At 36.9% G+C, this 19,633-nt stretch carries 16 protein-coding genes; 9 read left to right on the top strand and 7 right to left on the bottom strand.

Annotated features, from left to right (window positions below; genetic code table 11):
- The first annotated feature begins 379 nt into the window (after window positions 1–379).
- Window positions 380–2,473, top strand: coding sequence for a BspA family leucine-rich repeat surface protein (locus FFM71_RS06555; RefSeq protein WP_171000494.1), 2,094 nt, complete (start codon window positions 380–382; stop codon window positions 2,471–2,473).
- 94 nt (window positions 2,474–2,567) lie between these two features.
- Here the strand turns inward: FFM71_RS06555 and FFM71_RS06550 are convergent, their stop codons facing one another.
- On the bottom strand, window positions 2,568–4,292 hold the full coding sequence (locus tag FFM71_RS06550) for a pyruvate oxidase (protein WP_137611373.1): 1,725 nt from the start codon (window positions 4,290–4,292) through the stop codon (window positions 2,568–2,570).
- A gap of 1,194 nt (window positions 4,293–5,486) precedes the next feature.
- On the opposite strand from FFM71_RS06550, the gene FFM71_RS06545 reads away from it, so the two are divergent.
- The gene (locus tag FFM71_RS06545; protein WP_137611372.1) at window positions 5,487–6,008 is read left to right on the top strand and encodes a DUF308 domain-containing protein; all 522 of its coding nucleotides are present in this window, start codon (window positions 5,487–5,489) and stop codon (window positions 6,006–6,008) included.
- On the opposite strand, the gene FFM71_RS06540 is transcribed toward FFM71_RS06545, so the two are convergent.
- Entirely contained in the window at window positions 6,005–6,373 is a 369-nt protein-coding gene (locus tag FFM71_RS06540) for a hotdog family protein (RefSeq protein ID WP_137611371.1), read from the bottom strand. The two genes, FFM71_RS06545 and FFM71_RS06540, sit on opposite strands and share 4 nt — an antisense overlap.
- Window positions 6,374–6,484: 111 nt before the next feature.
- Between FFM71_RS06540 and FFM71_RS06535 the strand changes: the two genes are divergently transcribed.
- From FFM71_RS06535 to FFM71_RS06525, 3 genes are all read left to right on the top strand, one after another.
- Window positions 6,485–7,942, top strand: coding sequence for an AMP-binding protein (locus FFM71_RS06535; protein WP_137611370.1), 1,458 nt, complete (start codon window positions 6,485–6,487; stop codon window positions 7,940–7,942).
- Between the two features lie 363 nt (window positions 7,943–8,305).
- Window positions 8,306–8,731 (top strand): MarR family winged helix-turn-helix transcriptional regulator, encoded by a 426-nt coding sequence (locus FFM71_RS06530; RefSeq protein WP_137611369.1) that lies wholly within the window; start codon window positions 8,306–8,308, stop codon window positions 8,729–8,731.
- On the top strand, window positions 8,731–10,119 hold the full coding sequence (locus tag FFM71_RS06525; protein ID WP_137611368.1) for an MDR family MFS transporter: 1,389 nt from the start codon (window positions 8,731–8,733) through the stop codon (window positions 10,117–10,119). The genes FFM71_RS06530 and FFM71_RS06525 overlap by 1 nt, the downstream gene beginning before the upstream one ends.
- Here FFM71_RS06525 and FFM71_RS06520 read toward each other — a convergent pair.
- The 3 genes from FFM71_RS06520 to FFM71_RS06510 all read right to left on the bottom strand — a co-directional run bounded on the left by FFM71_RS06520 (window position 10,091) and on the right by FFM71_RS06510 (window position 12,659).
- Window positions 10,091–10,843 carry an alpha/beta fold hydrolase gene (locus tag FFM71_RS06520; protein WP_137611367.1) on the bottom strand — a complete coding sequence of 251 codons (753 nt, stop codon included), beginning with the start codon at window positions 10,841–10,843 and terminating at the stop codon, window positions 10,091–10,093. The two genes, FFM71_RS06525 and FFM71_RS06520, sit on opposite strands and share 29 nt — an antisense overlap.
- A 73-nt stretch (window positions 10,844–10,916) precedes the next feature.
- Window positions 10,917–11,192, bottom strand: coding sequence for a hypothetical protein (locus tag FFM71_RS06515; RefSeq protein WP_137611366.1), 276 nt, complete (start codon window positions 11,190–11,192; stop codon window positions 10,917–10,919).
- A 1,182-nt stretch (window positions 11,193–12,374) separates the two neighbouring features.
- A complete protein-coding gene (locus tag FFM71_RS06510; protein ID WP_137611365.1) occupies window positions 12,375–12,659 on the bottom strand; it encodes a LysR family transcriptional regulator in 285 nt (94 codons plus the stop codon).
- 93 nt (window positions 12,660–12,752) lie between these two features.
- Between FFM71_RS06510 and proB the strand changes: the two genes are divergently transcribed.
- The 4 genes from proB (at window position 12,753) to FFM71_RS06490 (ending at window position 16,732) form a co-directional block, all read left to right on the top strand.
- Window positions 12,753–13,565 carry a glutamate 5-kinase gene (proB, locus tag FFM71_RS06505; protein WP_137611364.1) on the top strand — a complete coding sequence of 271 codons (813 nt, stop codon included), beginning with the start codon at window positions 12,753–12,755 and terminating at the stop codon, window positions 13,563–13,565.
- Window positions 13,566–13,982: 417 nt separating this feature from the next.
- A complete protein-coding gene (locus FFM71_RS06500; protein WP_223876491.1) occupies window positions 13,983–14,408 on the top strand; it encodes a MarR family winged helix-turn-helix transcriptional regulator in 426 nt (141 codons plus the stop codon).
- Between the two features lie 619 nt (window positions 14,409–15,027).
- A complete protein-coding gene (locus FFM71_RS06495) occupies window positions 15,028–16,275 on the top strand; it encodes a glutamate-5-semialdehyde dehydrogenase (protein WP_137611363.1) in 1,248 nt (415 codons plus the stop codon).
- The gene (locus FFM71_RS06490) at window positions 16,256–16,732 is read left to right on the top strand and encodes a GNAT family N-acetyltransferase (protein WP_137611362.1); all 477 of its coding nucleotides are present in this window, start codon (window positions 16,256–16,258) and stop codon (window positions 16,730–16,732) included. Before FFM71_RS06495 ends, FFM71_RS06490 begins: the two co-directional genes overlap by 20 nt.
- 166 nt (window positions 16,733–16,898) lie before the next feature.
- Here FFM71_RS06490 and FFM71_RS06485 read toward each other — a convergent pair whose 3' ends face one another.
- The gene (locus FFM71_RS06485) at window positions 16,899–17,306 is read right to left on the bottom strand and encodes a hypothetical protein (RefSeq protein ID WP_137611361.1); all 408 of its coding nucleotides are present in this window, start codon (window positions 17,304–17,306) and stop codon (window positions 16,899–16,901) included.
- Between the two features lie 535 nt (window positions 17,307–17,841).
- Window positions 17,842–18,786, bottom strand: a complete 945-nt coding sequence (locus FFM71_RS06480; protein ID WP_137611360.1) for a D-2-hydroxyacid dehydrogenase — start codon at window positions 18,784–18,786, stop codon at window positions 17,842–17,844.
- Window positions 18,787–19,633 lie beyond the last annotated feature (847 nt).

Below are 19,633 nucleotides of genomic sequence, written 5' to 3'. Positions count from 1 at the left end.
CAATTGCTTATATATATCCAGACTATTTAAAATTCTAGCTGAAGGTTGATAGGTGAAAAATTAATATATCCATTACTGTTACAATCCTAGAGCTAATTTATTTAAATAATCATACATCTTCGTTTTATTGTTCCTGCTATTAAAAAATAAATTAGTTGGAAGAGATGAGAGTATTCATTTGCGAGGTCCGAGACCGCTTCCCAGGTTCGAGCCATTCCGTGCAGCAATTGAATACTCTCAGCTCTGGAAACGGCATACTTACCCAAAATTTCAGCCTTTAATTATATTTTTATACCATTATATTGTAAATATATATATAAATCCTATAATTCAAATTGTAATGATTTTTCTATAAATGATATTAAGAGGGGCATTAATCATGAGATTTCAACAGCTTAAGAGAAATCCAAATAATATATTAAAGAAAAAGCTAGTCAAGTCCGGTAAAAATTGGATTGTTATTGCTAGTTTATCGATTATTGGGGGAATACTTTTCATGAGTCCAACAACGGTTAAGGCTGATGTTGCTTCGACTCAACAACCTATTGTTCAAAATGATAATATTAATTCACAACCAACTGAAACAACTCAAACTCCAGTTGCAGAGACAACTCCAAGTGCACCAACCAGCAATCAACCTACACCAACACAGCCTGAAACTCCGGTTGCTGCAAAAACCAATTTAAACTTGGAACCAGCTGAAAAAGAGATAACGCCAACACAACCTCAGCAAGTACCAAATCAGACTCAACAGCCACAAACCCAGGATCAACAAGTGCTAGACCAAAATACGCAAGTAGCAGACCCTGTCGATTCTACCAATAGTGTCACTCCACCTTCTGGCATGGATGGGACCGTTGTTCATCAGGGAGTAGATGGAACTTCACCATATTTCATTACTGATAAGGGGACACTTTATTTTACTGACGGAACTTTGGATAGCTCAACAACAAAGAAAATTGGTGATACGTATCTTAATATTACGGCCATTGATACTAGTCTAGCCAGTCCTAATTCAGTATACGCACCAGTGGATTCAAGCTATTTGTTTGCTGGAAACGTTAATAATACAAATTGGTCGGGAATGAAATCAATGAATTTATCCAACCTTAATACTTCAAAAGTTACGAATATGTCACATATGCTTTCTATTTTAACAGGTCTAACAAGTATTGATGTATCTAATTTTGATACTTCAAACGTAACAGATATGAGTTACATGTTTGATGCCTCCCCACACATTTCATCCTTGAACTTAAACAATTTTGACACTTCGAAAGTAACAAACATGTCCTACATGTTTAATGACTTAATTAATCTTAAGGAACTGCACCTCGCTAGTTTTGATACAAGCAATGTAACGGCCGATAATATGAAACAAATATTTGATATTGCAGAAACATCAGAAATTGAACTTGGTCCAAATGCCGACTTTTCAAAAGCAACACCTGGATATCCATATTTTTATGTTCCTCAAGAAGGACCAACTGACGGAATGATGGCATCATATTGGATCAATAAAGAAGGTACTCTTAAATTTGATTCAACACATTTATTAACTGACTACAAGGCTAAGCCAGGTGAAACGGAAACATTTGTTATGGGCGGACTTCATTATTATATGTACACATATCTTAATGAAAATGATTACTTAAACGGTAAACTTTATTCAAGTTCACCAGTTTATTCACTCGCCATACTTTCTAAAGATATGCTACAATCTGATTTGGACAAGGTTCAAAATACTGATATTCCATCTGCTTGGAAACTTGATTCTGAAAAAAGTAACCTAACCACTAGCAACCCAGATATGTCCGCTTCAATCGATGTTTTAAAACAAATGATCAGCGAGAGTTTCCCCAAATATAAAGATTGGCCAATAAACCTTGAGAACCTTGCTATAATATTTAGAAAAACATTTACTAATAGTATTGATAAAACATTTACATTAAATATGTATTATACCGGAAGTTTACCTAGTTCTAACTCAGGCTCAAGTCATGACTATCTTCCTATCACATCCCTAATCCAAACAGTAGCCACTTTCGCAGATAAACCTGCTGTTCAACTATGGTCTTTTGATCGTAATACTAGTGCCATCACCCAAGTCACCAATCGTGAATTATCTCCTGACAGTGGTTGGTACAGTGACAGAATGGTCACCGTTGATAAAATAAATTATTTGAGAGTTGCAACTAATGAATGGGTTAAAGCTAGTGATGTCTATCGCTATGTTGCCAATTCAACTAACGTTAGCGTTAATAATAACTCACAAGGCTTTGCTCCCTTGTTTAAGGCTGAAGGCACTAATGTTACCGACCGTACTTTAAATAATGATTCTAATTGGTACAGTGATTATATAGCGTACCTTGGAAACACTGACGACATAAAACAGACCAATGATATCCAAGATAAATATTATCGTGTAGCCACTAACGAATTTGTTAGTGCCAACGATGTAACAACTGAATGACAATACCCCCCTTATATTATCTAACCCAAATAAAGAGTCACAATCTCAAAATCGGATTGTGGCTCTTTATTTATCTTGTCTATCAATTTAATTTCTACAAAAATGACCGTAAAATCTCTTTCATAGGTGGCAGTTTTGGCATCGTACCTTTATCAAGTATATGGTCAAATCCAAACTTGGCATAACCATGAGCTTCATCCATCATAATTTTTCCTGGCAATGGAGCTTCATCAGTTACAGCCACATCAAGCAAAACTGGTTTTTCGGGGTGACGGTATTTCTTGATTGCATCTGAAAATTCTTGATCAGTCGTAATTCGTTCACCGATTCCACCGCAAGCTTCAGCAACTTTGGCAAAATCAATTTCCGGCAAACTTATTCCATAGTTCTGTTGACCGGCTGACTGTTGCTCATATTCAATGAATGCCAACAACTTATTATTTAAAACAATATACAAAATCGGCAAATTATATCTGACCGCAGTCGCAAAATCCTGCATAACCATGGCTGTAGCACCATCACCTGCGATTGCATAGACCGGACGATCTGGAAAATCTTTTTTAGCCGCAATGGCTCCCGGAAGTGCACAGCCCATAGTTCCAAGCCATGCCGAAATAGTATACATTTGACTGGATTTGGCGGTTAAAAAACGAGCTCCAAAGGCAGTGGAGGTTCCCACATCAATTGACCAAATAGTATCGCTAGGAGCACTCTTACTAATATTGTGGAACATCAATGATGGCAAAACTCCTTGATGCTTTTTAGAATAAACATCTTTCATCCACATCCGCCATTGACCAATCCTTTTAACAGCTTCATCCAAATAAGGACGGCTTTCAACCGCGACTCCCAATTCATTAAAACGTGTCAAAGTTTCTTTAGCATCGGCTTGAATCGCAATATTAACGTGACGACGTTTGCCTAATCGATCGGCATTAACATCAATTTGAATTGCATCAACTTTCTTATTTAAATATGTCGTATACGGATAATCCGTACCGACCATGATCACTAAATCGGCCTTTTGCATCATTTCAAAGGCTGGTTTGGTTCCCAGTTTGCCTAATTGCCCCAGATTATAAGGGTGATCATCATCGACCAATCCTTTGGCAGGCATCGTCAAGATAATAGGTAATTTATATTTTTCAATAAAAGCCTTCATTTCTGATTTAGCATCTTTAATCCCAACACCAGCCAAAACTATTGGATTAGAGTGGTTTTGGATCATTTCTAAGGCCTTTTTTATCTGATTATCATCAATCTTGTAATTTTTCATCTCAAAATTATCAACATTGGGCGTAAAATTATCCTTAATCATGTGATCAGGAATATCATCTGGAATTGTTAGAACGGCCACACCTTTTTTAGAAATAGCAGTACGAATTGCCTCGTCCATAATTCTAGGCAATGATTGCGGATCCATAATGATTTTGTTGTAAACAGCCACATCATCAAATAATACGTGAGTATCGACTTCTTGAAAAAAATCGGTATTTAATAGTTTAGATTGAACTTGTCCCACGATAGCCAGAACTGGAACGTGATCCATTTTGGCATCGTAAAGCCCATTCAACAAATGAATTGCCCCTGGTCCGCCAATTGAAAGACAAACACCTAGTTTACCAGTTAATTTAGCGTGAGCAGCCGCAGATAATGCAGCCACCTCTTCATGTAGAACATGGGTAAAAGTAATTTTATCTTGAACTCGATATAAAGCATCAATCGTAGTATCAACTGAATCCCCAGGTAAGCCGTAAATATTATCTACGCCCCACTTTGTTAAAACATTAATCATTTCATCGGATGCACGAACAGCCATAATTGTCGTCTCCTAACATCATATATACCTATAACGTACCACAAAGATTTCACAATAAAAGAATTTTGATTGGTTCCCGAATGGCACGCTATTCACGGCTGTATAATTAAGATTGTGAAATAAGTATTTTCCACTGATTCTCTTTTCAATCATTTCTGGTATTATATATCTATAGGCAATGTTGTAAATATCAAGAGTCGTGCCGTCTCCAGGACTGAGAACATTTACTCACTATGCGGACCGATTCGAGCCTGAGATACGGTCTCGAATCTCGGTTTGAAGCCTTACCAAAACCCGGTAAGTCTCCAAACTCGCCCGGTGGTGTAATGGCTAAAGCCATAACGCCACATCCACAGCGTGTAAATGTTCTCAGTCCTTCCGACTTATTTTATGAATACATTAATTAACATATGCGGCATCGTTCAATAATACGTATAGTGCTAATTGATAATTAATTACAAATATTCACTTCAATTATTTTTTCAATTTAAAATAGGTTGGATATAAAAACAATTGAATATTTTTACATTCAGTTAAGAACTAAAGGTCGAAAGGTGAAAAATTAATCTAACAATTGCTATTACAGGCCTGAAGCTAATTTATTTAAATACTCAGAAATCTTCATTTTATTGTTCCACCCATAAAAAAAACTAGTTGGAAGAGCTGAGAGTATTCATTTGCAGCGAAAGTGGCGTTATTGCTTCAGCAATTACACCACCGGGCGCGTTGAAGACTCGCGGGTTTTGCGAGGCTTCAACCGAGGTTCGAGACCGCTTTCTGGCTCGAGCCGTTCCGCGCAGCAAATGAATACTCTCAGCTCTGGAAACGGCATACTTAACTAAACTTTCAACCTTTAGTTAATTACAAATATTCACATCAATAATATTTTGGAATTTAAAATAAGATGGTTATAAAACCAATCAAATATTTTTACATTCAATTAATAACGATTAATTAGTCGGAAGAGCTGGGAAATATTTGTGTGCCGTGGAAGTGTTGTTATGGCTTTAGCCATTACAACACCGGGCGCGTTTGGAGCCTTGACGAACTATGTCAAGGCTTCAAACCGAGGTTCGAGACCGTATTCTGGCTCGGACCGTTCCGCACAGCTTGTGAATATTTCCCAGCTCTGTAGACGGGATATTTAACTAGCAACACATGTAATATATATACATCATCAGGGGAGATTTAAAAATGGTTAGACAATTCCAACTTTATCGTTGGTTACGTTTCATTTTCTTGTTAGTCGCTGGTATTTTAATTGTCGTTGCGCCCATCAAGAGTTTCGATATCATCATCTACATCGTTTCCAGTTATATTGCCATTTATGGGGTGCTGTCCATCTTTGATGGCTTAAGCATTCGACGAACTACGGGGGAAAATAATATTGCTGTGGGACTGGGAATTGGAGCATTGTTTCTGGCATTGGCTGTATTATTATTTGTGAGATTGCTTATTCCACTTGTGCCGCCGGTCTTAGGAATCATCCTCCTAGTTAATGGCATCAACCAATATCGTGATTCTCATGAGATGACAAAAAGAGTTCCGGTAACACCGTACCTTGACTATTTCTACTCAGCATTGTTAATGCTGGCCGGTATCGTGTTTATCCTGAACCCTTCGAAAACTATTATTTTTATATATCAATTATTCGGTTTAAGCTTAATAATCTTAGCTTTCTTTGAAATTATAAATTCCAGAATCTATCGACATTAGATCTGGATTTTTTTTAACATTATGGTGCTCAAACCATTGGGAATAGCACTTTTCTCAAAGTGAGTCGTTGCCTGCCAAGTCTGAACGTTTTCACCATTACGAATTGAGATGGCTTCAACAATCAGCGTTCCTAGTTTGAATGCATTCAAATTATGTACGGAAACGCCCATGATAGCAGCGGAATTATTCTGATCGACATTTAAATTGGCACCGATACTGGCAGCCGTTTCTGAAAGCATCGCATTGATACTGCCACTTTTCTTCTCCTCCATATCTAAATGTTCTTCCGTCAAATCCATCTGCAAGACAACTTTATGTCTGCCTTGTTCAAGTACTTCGATTCCTAAATCTTTTAGTAAACTCATTTTGTACCTCAATTTTTTTCAATAATTAGTAAAAAATTCTTATATATGTGTTTTAAAATAAACTTTAATGTATTAATCGTATCAAATTTTTAATTGAAAAGAGGTCATATTTTGGAAAATTGGTTAGTCAAACGTGCAAAACTCAATCCAGATAAGATTGCGCTGATACTAGAACACGCAGATTTCACCTTTAAGGAGCTCAACTCTACGGTTCAACTCTTCGCTGGCAAACTATTTACTAGTGGTATTCGTCAAAATGACCCCGTAGCGTTATTTTCTGATAATTGTTTCAATGGTTACGTTGCCATTTTAGCACTTCAGCAGTTAGGAGCACGAACTATCTTCCTTGATACTGAACTGTCCGCGTCAACCTTGACCAATCAATTGCAAGATTCCAATCCAAAAATGATTTTAATCAGCGACTCGGCTAATACGAAAGAAATCGACCATATTGAGTGGAAGAAAGCTCTTATGTCGGATATTTTGATTTTAAAAAAGTCTGCAAGTTATCAACCAATATCAGAATTCACCGATACTCAAGTTTCGGCAATTTTCTACACACCCAGCGCCGACCGCAACGATACCGGCGTTATGTTGACATATGGAAATTACTTTTACTCCGCCATGGGGACAGCTTTAAACCTCGGAATCAACAAGCAAGATTCTTGGGTACTTACATTACCTCTTTTTAATGTTCCTGGTTTTATTATCATCATGCGTTCACTCATCTATGGCATTGGAGTTTATTTGATTGATGGCTTCGATATTGGTCATATCAATAAAGTTCTAATCAACGAACGAGCCACTATTATTTCACTGACTCCTTCATTGCTGCGGGAATTATTGAATACTTTACCCAAAGGAGAGCATTATAACGATAAATTTCGTTGTGTTTTTATGGGGACAGGTCTAATAGACAATTGGACATTATTGCGTTGCAACGTACTGGGAATTCCTGTCCTTCAATCATATGGTATGACGGAAACCACTTCGAATATTTCCGCATTGAACTTTGACGATGCTGAAATCAAAGCCGGTTCTTGCGGCCAACCTTTTTTCACGACACAAATCCGGATCACACATATCAATCAAGATAATATCGGTAATATCGAATTGAAGTCACCCACTGTAGCAATCGGTTATCTCAACAAAAGGGAACTTTATCAGTCACGTTTTACAAAAGATGGCTTTTTCAAAACCGGTGACGTTGGCTACCTAGACGACGATAATTTTCTATATCTAAAGGGTCGTCAAGCTGATCTGATACATTCAAACGACAAAATCATCTATCCAGAAGAAGTCGAAAATATCTTCCATAGCATTAATGGCATCATTGACATATGTATCGTTGGCATCCCTAAGAAAGACGGCACGGAAAAACCAGTCGCCTACATAACTATGCAAGATAATGCATTTTTAACAGGCGCCGACTTGCAGGAATTTGGTCAACACAATTTAGATGATTATCAAGTTCCAACAGAATATCGCCAAATTGACCACTTCCCTAAATCAACCAATGGAAAGATTTTAAGGAATAGACTATTGAATCTCGACTATAAGACTATTTAAGGGGACCGTCTCCAGGGATGAGAATATTCACCTGCTATGCGGACCGATTCGAGCCTGGAAAACGGTCTCGAATCTCGGTGGTGTAACGGCTGAAGCCTTAACGCCACACCCACAGCGGGTAAATATTCTCATCCCTTCCGACTAATTTGTTTGTTTTATTAGACAGAATTATTTCTAATGAATTCAGATTTTTAACTAAACGCAAATAAAAAAGAAGTCATTTTCCCCCTGAAAATTTTCCAAATGAATACTCTCAGCTCTGGAAACGGCATACTTAAGTGGAACATTGACATAATCTGAATCAGTTGTAAAATAAATAAACGTTAGCCAGCTAACGTTTATTTATTGAATTGAGGTAAAACTATGTCTGAACAATATACTAATCGTCTTTTAAAAATTGCCACCAACCACATCACTCAAGAATTGGACCTCTTTGCTCGCGAATATGACATGACTTGGATGCAAATGTCTATCATCGACTATTTGAGTCGCCAAGGTGATAAAGAAATGTTTCAACGTGACATTGAACATGAATTTTTCATTCAACGTTCCACTGCCACAGTCTTACTACAACGGATGGAAAAAAGAGATTTACTATATCGTCGATCCGCCATTACTGATGCACGGCAAAAATCGGTTTATTTAACTGAAAAATCTCGTAATTTAGAAACGAAGATCAATTATTTCATGAAACGACATCAGGAAACTTTAGAAGAAAATTTTTCGAGTGCTGAAATTGCCACTTTTGAAAAAATTCTCAAATTTTACATTGGCGGAGGTGAATCGTAATGGATAGATCTGAAAAAATTCCATTGAACGTACTTTTGGCTGTCATTGCCACTGGTTTAATGTCATTTTGCGGCGTTATTGTCGAAACCTCCATGAATATTTCTTTTCCCACTTTGATGAAGGAATTCAGCGTAACTACCTCAACGGTCCAGTGGATGACTACAATTTATCTGCTGATTGTGGCTATCGTTGTCCCCTTGTCATCTTTCCTTAAGAAAAATTTTCATACCAAAACCTTATTCATTTTTGCCAATGTTTTCTTTATTCTAGGAGTCTTAGTTGATGCTTTTGCTCCAGCTTTTCCAATTCTCTTATTAGGGCGAGTTATTCAAGGTCTCGGAACCGGAATCGCCTTACCGCTGATGTTCAATATCATTTTGGAAAATGTCCCGGAATCAAAAATTGGTCTAATGATGGGAATTGGAACTCTAATAACGGCCGTTGCACCTGCAATTGGCCCAACTTTTGGTGGTCTGGTCGTCAGTTCCTTGGGCTGGCGTTATATTTTCGTAATTCTCTTACCAATTTTGATTGTTTCCTTCTTGTTAGGAATTAAAAATATCCATCAAAAAAGCCAAATCCAGAAATCTAAATTTGACCTGCTTAGTTTATTCAGTTTGATTTTAACCTTTGGTGGATTGATTTTTGGCTTTAGTAATATGAGTAACTTAAATATCGTAGTTATTATTTCATTTTTAGTTGGTATTATTGGTCTGGTGAGCTTTATCGCTCGTTCAACTAAAATATCCAACCCAATTGTTAATCTAAAAGTTCTTAAGAATCATATTTTCAGTGCGCACGTGACTAGTTTCTTTATTTTCCAAATATTATCGTTAGGTTTTGCATTTATCCTGCCCAACTACATTCAACTTGTAAACAATAATTCAGCAACAGTTGCTGGTCTGGCTGTCTTTCCCGCTGGTGTCGTCGGGGCGATTTTAGCCCCCTTAGGTGGAAAAATACTTGACGAAATCGGTGCGCGATTGCCAATTCTTTTTGGCGTCACATGTGCCGATATTTCCTTAATACTTTTCACAATTTTCAGCCTACACTTAACGAATACGATGATTGTCTGGATATACATTCTCTACATGTTTGGGATGGGATTATCCTTCGGTAATATCATGACTAATGGTCTGAAATATCTTTCCAGTCAAGATCAGGCCGATGGCAATGCAATTTTTAACACCCTACAACAATTCGCTGGAGCAACTGGAACTTCGATTGTCTCAGCCATCATAGCCCAAAGTCAAAGTAATACTCATCTTAGTACTGCTGTATCGACTGCTATCGGAACTCAGCACGCTTTTATCGTCTTAGTAATTCTAGGTTTGATAAACTTATTGATACTTTTCAAAGCTATTCCAAGTAATACTCAAAAAAATTAGCTACTTTATCCATCAAACGTGGTTCAACCAAGTGTCCTGCCTTATACCCAGTAATAAATGCTACTTGATCGGCATAGCTTTCAGTATGAATCCGGTCGAAAAAATCCTTAGATTGTCGATAAGGAATCCGATAATCATCAGTTCCATGCCAAAATAAAAGTGGTCGATGTGCGATTGTTTCCGGGTGCTGGTTCAAATCATAAGCATTTATCCAACTTGTCAATTGATCCAAATCATCAGGAATATAGAGCCCCCGATGTTTGGCATCTATTCGAACTAATTTAGCATATATTGCAAGATTCGGTGTTCCCATGATAATAGTTGCCGCCGTAATTTCTGGATGATTTGTCAGCAAAACCCCAGTTGTCATCGCTCCCATAGAGTATCCGCCAACACCAATTTTGTTGTCTTTAACCAGATCTTTATCCATGTAATAATCTCTGATCATCGAATACTCAGTTAAATTGCCTTGAATACTGTTCCAAAAAGTAAACGAAGGAATTGAAGAAATATCCGCTAATCTTTGCCCGTGGTTCATCGCGTCAGGTAAGATTACACGGATATTTTTTTGAGCTAATTTTCGAGCCTGTGTCAAAACTAATTCTTTACTTGAGCGCCAACCATGATAAAAAATCACTAGAGGCAATTGTTTGTGAAATGAATCATCTGGTGTCACCTCTAAAATCGGTACATCTTGTATCATTTGTTGATAAATTTTAGTCATTTTGCCACCTCGAAACTATAATATCACCCAGAATACAAAAAAATATAGGAATAAAAAATATTCCTATATTATATTAGATATATGGCAAATTTCTGTTCTTGATTTTAAACAATAGTTCCTCGACATCACGACTATGACGATGCCCTGTATCCATATCAAATTTTATAAGATCACTACGAAAACTAATCAATTCAACTTCTAAGTTGCAGTCATATTCAAGTAGTTTAAGATGTTTAAACACCAACTTAATTAGCGAACCTTCTGAACCTAAATTGAAGGATCCAACAGACTCCTCAACGGAACGAATAAAGTTATCACGTTCGACGTTGGAAACTTTAACTTGTTTCAAAATGTTACCACCCTTCTATTTCGGAAATCCCAAAATTCATATGCGATTTACTCTCATTTATTGTCATCATTATGCCTCATAATTGATGGTCTGTGCTTTCAACTTTATATAAAATACTTATACTATTTTGAATTTTTCATATAAAATCAAGAAACTCTCAGTGACTAAATTATGACATCATAACTATTTGGTGTCATGTGATTTCACAAAGTAGCCAAGATAGTGTATCTAGTTGGTAAATAGTTTTAATATATTGCTATTTTAATCAAAATATATTCAAGCAATTGTAGAAAAGTTTTTATATTCGACTTATAATTAATTTGGTTATATAAGCGAGATGTATATACCTAACAATATTTTCATTGTTATTCGTTTTTTAAAGTAGTACTCCTTCTCAACTGCTTAAGAATCAGGGTTAGTGGTAGGCTCTGGTTCTAAATTTCTCGCAAAAATAAAGACTTGTGGTAGGTCTTTATTTTTTTTACCTTTTTTGGGTGAAGTATCTTAAAGAACGCCACCTGTAGTTGTGTGCAAGTATGATTCTGTACTGGAACCTGTCAAGCTTCGCATACTCACAGATTAATTCTTTGTCTCAAATACACAGCTTCTGGTTTATTAATCACCGTCAAATGCTGCTGTAATAGCATATAAATATTATAATTACCATTATCTTGCTGTTTTTAGGTACTAAATATTGATTTAGTTAAATATCTAAAGCTTGAAAGGTGAAAAATTAATGTAGCTGCTGTTATTACAGATCTAGAGCTAATTTATTTAAATAATCAGCAGTTTTCGTTTTATTATTCCTGCCATTAAAAGCCAAACTAGTTGGAAGAGCTGAGAGTATTCATTTGCAGCGAAAGTGGCGTTATTGCTTCAGCAATTACACCACCGGGCGCGTTGAAGACTCGCGGATTTTGCGAGGCTTCAACCGAGGTCCGAGACCGCACCTTGGCTCGGGCCGTTCCGCGCAGCAATTGAATACTCTCAGCGCTGGAAACGGCATACTTAACTACACTTTAGTTAAATATCCAATCCTTCAGAATAAAAAAGACAAAGCAATAAAATCTGCTTTGCCATTAGCAACTATCATGATAAATCCATGATCATTGCTATTATTATCATATTTTTTAAACTTTGTTTACTAAATTCGAATCAAAAAATGTATGTGTTTAAACATATTTATTCTTCTTTTTTGTTATACTCTGGATCATCCAAATCTTTTACAATATCAACTCCGTAAAGATTATTTACTTCGGCATCTTTGGGAGCTGGATGAACGACTACAATAGCAATCGCACCTTTGCTGCTAACATAACCAACAAAAGTTGTGACTTCCTCAACATAATATGGCAATCCATCTGAATGAATTATATATTGCCCAGCGACTGGCATACTTTCGATGTAAACTTTGTTCATTCGGATATAGTCGTCACCGTCATGAAGCATGATTAATATTTTATACATGAAATACACCCTTTTCTTATTCTACCTATTGTTCTATCGTAATAGTTATGGAAAATAAATACTAGTTTTAAAAACATCTATGAGGAAGAAAAAATGCAAAACAAGCGTCAGATCTTCGCTGATCGAATTGTTGTCAAAATTGGCACAAGCACTTTAATTCGTCAAAATAGCAAGATAAACTTAAATGTTATCAAAGAACTTGCCAAAGTTTTGAGTACTCTAAAAAAGGATGGCAAGGATGTTGTCCTAGTTTCGTCTGGTGCTATTGGCGTCGGTATGGGAGTTTTAGGAATCGACCAGCGTCCAGTTAAAATTTCGAAACAACAGGCCGTTGCAGCAGTCGGCCAAGCTGAATTGATGCAAATTTATAATGAAGCTTTCCACGAGTATGGGATGTCAGTTGCCCAAATGTTGATCACTCGTGATATAATCGATTATCCGGAAAGTCACACCAACGTGATGAATAGTTTCCAAGAATTGTTGTCAATGGATAATGCCATTCCAATCGTCAATGAAAACGATACTGTCACTGTTTCCGAATTGGACCATCACACCAAATTTGGCGATAATGATCAACTCTCTGCAATTGTAACTAATTTAGTCGATGCTGACTTGTTAATTATGTTGTCAGATATCGATGGCTTCTTCACAGCTAATCCCTTAAAAGTTCCTGATGCTCAATTAGTTCCTCGTATTGATTCTATCAGTCCTGCCATTATTGCAGCCGCTGGTGGTCACGGAACGAAATATGGTACCGGTGGAATGACTACTAAATTAAAAGCCGCTGAACGCATTTTAAAGCACAATCAACAGATGGTTCTAACCAATGGGAAAGATCCCGACATCATCTTCAATATTTTATCAGGCGACCCTGTGGGTACTCTGTTTTCTAAAACAGCTGAATGATATTGATAACTAATTATCCTTTAAAATTGATTTCTAAAGTAAATCATTAACTGACAGTAATGTCGCATTTCTAAATATTAAAGATTAAAAACTGAAGATTGAAAGACGAAAAGTTATATAACCATTGTTGTTACAACCATAGAGCTAATTTATTTAAAATACGCAGAAGTCATCATTTTATTATTCTTGCCATAAAAAATGAACTAGTTGGAAGAGCTGAGAGTATTCATTTGCAGTGAAAGTGGTGTAATTGCTTCAGCAATTACACCACCGGGCGCGTTGAAAACTCGCGGGGTTTTGAGAGGCTTCAACCGAGGCTCGAGACCGCAGGCTCGGGCCGTTCCGCGCAGCAATTGAATACTCTCAGCTCTGGAAACGGCATACTTAACTAAAACAATTAACTATTAGGAGGCGATAATGATGAATTCACAATTTCCGATTGAAAAAGCCATTATTAACCTTATAACGAGTTATAAAAATCAAATTACTAAGAAAATGCGTCCGCTAGGTCTCTACCCCGGTCAGGATATGATTCTATTAGCATTACTAAAACATGGACAAGTTTCTCAAAATAAACTCGTCGTAGAATTATGTGTTGATCACTCAACCATTGCTAAATCCGTCCGTCGTATGGTCAGTAGTGACTTAGTTCAAACTGAGAAATCGACCGAAGATAAACGTGTTACGCTTGTTAGTCTGACTGCACATGGTCGTGATTTGGCCAATCAAGTTGAAACAATCTGGATTACTTCGGAACACTGTGCTACTGACGGTTTGAGTACAGAGGAACAGCGTTTATTTATTGAAATGATTGAAAAAATCACTAAAAATTTAAATAAATAAGATTTATGTTGACGGCAACATAAAATAATGCTAAATTAATATTACGTTGACGGCAACATATTAATCAACGATAACCAAAAAAATAAAAAAATTACTTAGACGTTAAAAAATAGTGGATGCAGCCGTCCACTATTTTTTTGTCTTTTAAAAGTTAATCTGTCTATTGCCGCCTCCATATAATCTGGAAACAACATACTTAAATAAATTTGTAACCTTTAATAATCAAATTCCATAATTGGAGGTTGAAAGGTAAAAAATTATATAACTATTGTTATTACAGACCTAAACTAATTTATTTAAATAATTTATTATTACTGCCCCCAAAAAATAAACTAGTTGGAAGAGCTGAGAGTATTCATTTGCAGCGAAAGTGGAGTTATGGCTTTAGCCATTACACCACCGGGCGTGTTGGAGACTTACCGGTATTTGGTAAGGCTTCAACCGAGGTCCGAGACCGCTTCCCAGGCTCGGGCCGTTCCGCGCAGCAATTGAATACTCTCAGCTCTGGAAACGGCATCCCTAACTAAACTTTCAATCTTTGACGCTCATAATGGTGATGATTACTTTTTTGTGTATACTAGAGATACATATTCAAAAAGATTTTAGGAGTGAATAAATCATGACAGATCTAGAAAAAATGGGTCAAAAAGCCCAAAGTGCAGCTTTCGAATTAGGTCAACTTGGTACTCAAAAGAAAAATAATGCCCTATTAAATATGGCCAATGCTTTAGTACTCAATACTAAAAAAATTATTGACGCTAACAAGGAAGATATCGCTAATGCTAAGAAAAATGGTATTAAAGAAGCGATGATCGACCGGCTTTTGTTAACACCTGATCGTATCAATGATATGTCTGATGGTTTGCGTCAAGTAATGGATTTACCTGACCCTATCGGAAAAGTCGACCGTGGCTGGGAAACTGTAGCTGGCCTCGATATTACTCAAGAGCGCGTTCCTTTGGGTGTTATTGGCATGATTTATGAAGCTCGTCCTAACGTGACCGTTGATGCTGCCGGGCTATGTTTTAAAGCCGGTAATGCGGTCATTTTGCGTGGTGGTAAAGAAGCCATCAATTCCAATATCATTTTGTCAGAAACACTTCGTTCAGCTTTGAAAGACTCTGCTATCAACCCAGATGCCGTTCAATTGATTGATGATGTCAGTCACGAAACGGCTCAAAAGATGATGGAATTAACAGACTATATTGACGTCTTGATTCCTCGTGGTAGTGGCAAATTTATCAAAATGGTCGTCAACAAGGCCAAGGTTCCAATTATTGAAACTGGTGCTGGCAACTGTCATATTTATGTTGATAAGGATGCTGATTTGGAAAAAGCTTTAAAAATCATCATCAATGCCAAAGTTCAACGCCCTTCTGTCTGCAATTCAGCTGAAAAAGTAGTCCTCCACAAGGATATTGCCAATCAATTTTTACCAAGACTTTACGATGCTTTGCGCGCTAATAATGTCGAAGTCCGTGGCGATACTTTGGCTAAAGCAATTGTTCCTGATATTGTCCCCGCAACTGAAGAGGATTGGGGAACTGAATATGACGATTACATCATTGCTGTCAAAGTCGTTGACTGCCTTGATGATGCTATTAAACATATCAACAAATACAATACCAAACATAGTGAATCAATCATCACTGAAAATTACTCTGCCAGTCGTCAATTCATGAAACAAATTGATGCGGCGGTAGTTTATACAAATGCTTCAACTCGTTTCACTGATGGACAACAATTCGGTTTCGGTGCTGAAATTGGTATCAGTACCCAAAAGCTTCACGCCAGAGGTCCTATGGGTGCCAACGAATTAACTACTACGAAATATCTGGTACAAGGCGATGGTCAAATTAGACAATAATTTTAAAATTCAAAAAATTACCAAAATAACTCCTAAGCATTATCAACTTTTCTTATCAGCCGATCCATCTCGAAGTATTGTGGATAGTTATCTCAACCGAGCTTATAAATTTGAACTTGTGCACAATGACACGTTATTAGGCGTCCTTTTAATGATTGATACTCACCCCCAAACGGTGGAAATTGTTAATATTGCTGTGGATGAAACTGTTCAAAATCAAGGTTTAGGTGAAAAAATAATTCGATTCGCACTTGATTGGGCTGAAAAAGGACATTATCAGACAATCGAAATTGGCACAGGCAGCACGAGTTTTGCACAACTTTATCTTTATCAAAAATGTGGCTTTCGAGTTGTTAACATCGACCGCAATTTTTTTGTGGATAATTACGCTGATCCAATTATCGAAAATAAACTAGTTTTGAAAGATATGATACGTCTGAAAAAAGCTATCAGCTAATTAAAAATATTTCAATGCTAGTTAAAAAAAGGCCGCAACAATCTTATTTGATTGTTGCGGCCTTTACCGTAGATACTAAGCTCATATATGAGTTAATTATGAGTCTAAATGGTTCATTATAGTCTCATAAGGTAGCATATTATGAGTATTAAAGTAATGACAATTTTTAGTTCTTTCGAGATAACGCTACATAATCCTTAATAAATTTATAAATATGTAAATCTTTAGCAATCAACAACATATCCCCGACCATCACTGCTGTGACAATCGCAAAGAAGAACATGATTTGATTTAACGAACCAGCATCCAATTGAATACCTTGGAAACGCAAATCCGTCAATAGTACATAAACAATATATCCAACTATCAAAAATTCCAATAACTCAAATGGAGCTTGAAACCGAACACCGAATCTTTTATTTAGATCACTATCTAAAGTATTTAGTTTTTCATCAGAAAAGAAAGATAATTCTATAATCGTGTTTCTCATGTTTAAAATTATTTCCAAAATTAATAATAATAACCAAAACAAGAAAATAAGCATGAATCCTATAAAACAATCACCAGATGACATTATTTTTCCTTTCACGTATCTACCTTAATTTTAATACATCTGGAGTAATTCTCAACCTTATTTATCTTAGAAAGCGCTATCGTTTTATTACGGTTCCATCGCAGACTGATTTTTCCCTAACAACATAAAAAAGTTCCAAGTAAATTAACGAACCTTTACTCGGAACTCATATTTAATTATTTACTGAGGATTGAAAGTTGAAAAATTAATCTAACGCTATTGTTAAAGGTCTGAAATTAATTTATTCAAATAATCCGAAGTATTCGTTTCGTTTTATTTCTACTGCCCAAAAAACAAACTAGTTGGAAGAGCTGAGAGTATTCATTTGCAGCGAAAGTGGCGTTATTGCTTCAGCAATTACACCACCGGGCGCGTTGAAGACTCGCGGGTTTTGCGAGGTTTCAACCGAGGAACGAGTTCGCTCTATGGCTCGGGCCGTTCCGCGCAGCAATTGAATACTTTCAGCTCTGGAAACGGCATATTTAACTAAACTTTCAACCTTTAATTAATTTATTGAAGATTGAAAGGCGAAAAATTAATATCCGGTTGAATAGTTTATTTCATTAATAACTACTTCACCGTTTTCAACATACGACTTCAAATTTTGTTTAAAGATATCAAAGGCTCTTTCTTCATAATGAACACTATTTCCTGCATCATGTGGTGTCAAAATAACGTTCTTCATATCCCACAATGGACTGTCACTTGGCAATGGTTCTGGAGTTGTAACATCCAACCCAGCACCAGCAATTTCTTCATTTTGTAAGGCCGCAATCAAATCGGTCATCTTAGTTGTTTTTCCACGGCCGATATTGATGTAGTACGCTTTTTTAGACATAGCTTTGAACATCGTTTCGTCAAACATCCCGATAGTTTCTTCGGTATCTGGCAAGGAATTGACTACAAAGTGAACCTCATTGATTCTAGATTTAATTTCTGACATCGGAATCATTTCATCAATATATTCAGCCTCTTGATCAGTTCTACGGACACCAATTGTTTTCATTCCCAAAGCTTTAGCATATTGAGCAATCAGTTTGCCAATGTGACCCACGCCAACAATCATGACAGTTTTGTTATAAACTTCATCATAACCGTCATCTTGTTTCCACTCACGAGCGTCTTGGTGTCTGGCAGTCAAATTCATTCGACGCATGAACATTAACATATAAGTCAACGTTTGTTCCGCAATATTGATAGCATTGGCACCAGATCCATTAGTTAAAGTAACACCTTTATCATCCAATTCACGCAATGGTAAAGCATCGACGCCTGCACGAACAACTTGAATCCAATTCAAAGTATCGCTCTTCAAAACGGCATCTTTCAAAGTATTTGACCAGTCGTATAAAACTTCGACTCCATCAAGATCTTCAGGGGTAACTTTTTTAGGAGATACCACTTTTAAATCAATACCAGAGATTGATTCAATCTTTTCTGTCTGTTTCTTTGTTAAATTAACTAAACTAAGAACCTTCATTTTTCTACCTCGTTTTTGGGATTAATTATCCAAAGATTGAAAGAGACAAGCTCTTGTCACCGGAATAATAACTCAATTATATCTTTTGCGAGTTAAAATCCAAGTAAAGTAATACCATTTCTTTGAAAAAATAGATATTTAAGTATGGCCGTCTCCAGGGCTGAAAATATTCACTCGCTATGCGAAACGGCCCGAGCCTGAGAAGCGGTCTCGAGCCTCGGTTTGAAGCCTTACCCAAAAACGGTAAGTCTCCAAACACGTCCGGTGGTGTAATGGCTAAAGCCATAACGCCACATCCACAGCAGGTAAATATTCCCAGCCCTTCCGACTAATTTCTCCTATTATCAGTAATCTCTTAATATTATGCTTAGAAAATATACTAAATGAATACAATTTCCCAAAATTAATCACACTCAAATAACAAATAAATTAGCCAACGGGTGCGAGGATTTAAGTCCTGCAGTGAAAATGATGTTATGACGGGCGGTCTCCGTTCTTACATCATTAGGACGTGTTTTGAAATTCGAGTGATCTTCTCGAAGTTCAAAATCGAAGGTCGAGACCGCATTTTGGCTTGAACCGACTCGAATATTAACTCCATTCAAACAACAAATAAATTAGCCAACGGGTGCGAGGATTTAAGTCCTGCAGTGAAAATGATGTTAGGACGGGCGGTTTTCCCGTTCTTACATCATTAGGACGTGTTTTGAAATTCGAGTGATCTTCTCGAGGTTCAAAACCGAGGGTCGAGACCGTACTTCGGCTCGAGCCGGTCCTCACAGCGGACTTAAATCCTCGCACCCGTTGGCGGCCACCCCCCAAAAGTAAAATCTAACCAATTTTTCTG

The sequence above is a fragment of the Companilactobacillus huachuanensis genome (assembly GCF_005404815.1).
In the GTDB taxonomy this organism is placed as follows: Bacteria; Bacillota; Bacilli; order Lactobacillales; family Lactobacillaceae; genus Companilactobacillus; species Companilactobacillus huachuanensis.
Note: the sequence above shows the minus strand (reverse complement) of the source record. Positions and strands in the feature narration are given on the sequence as shown.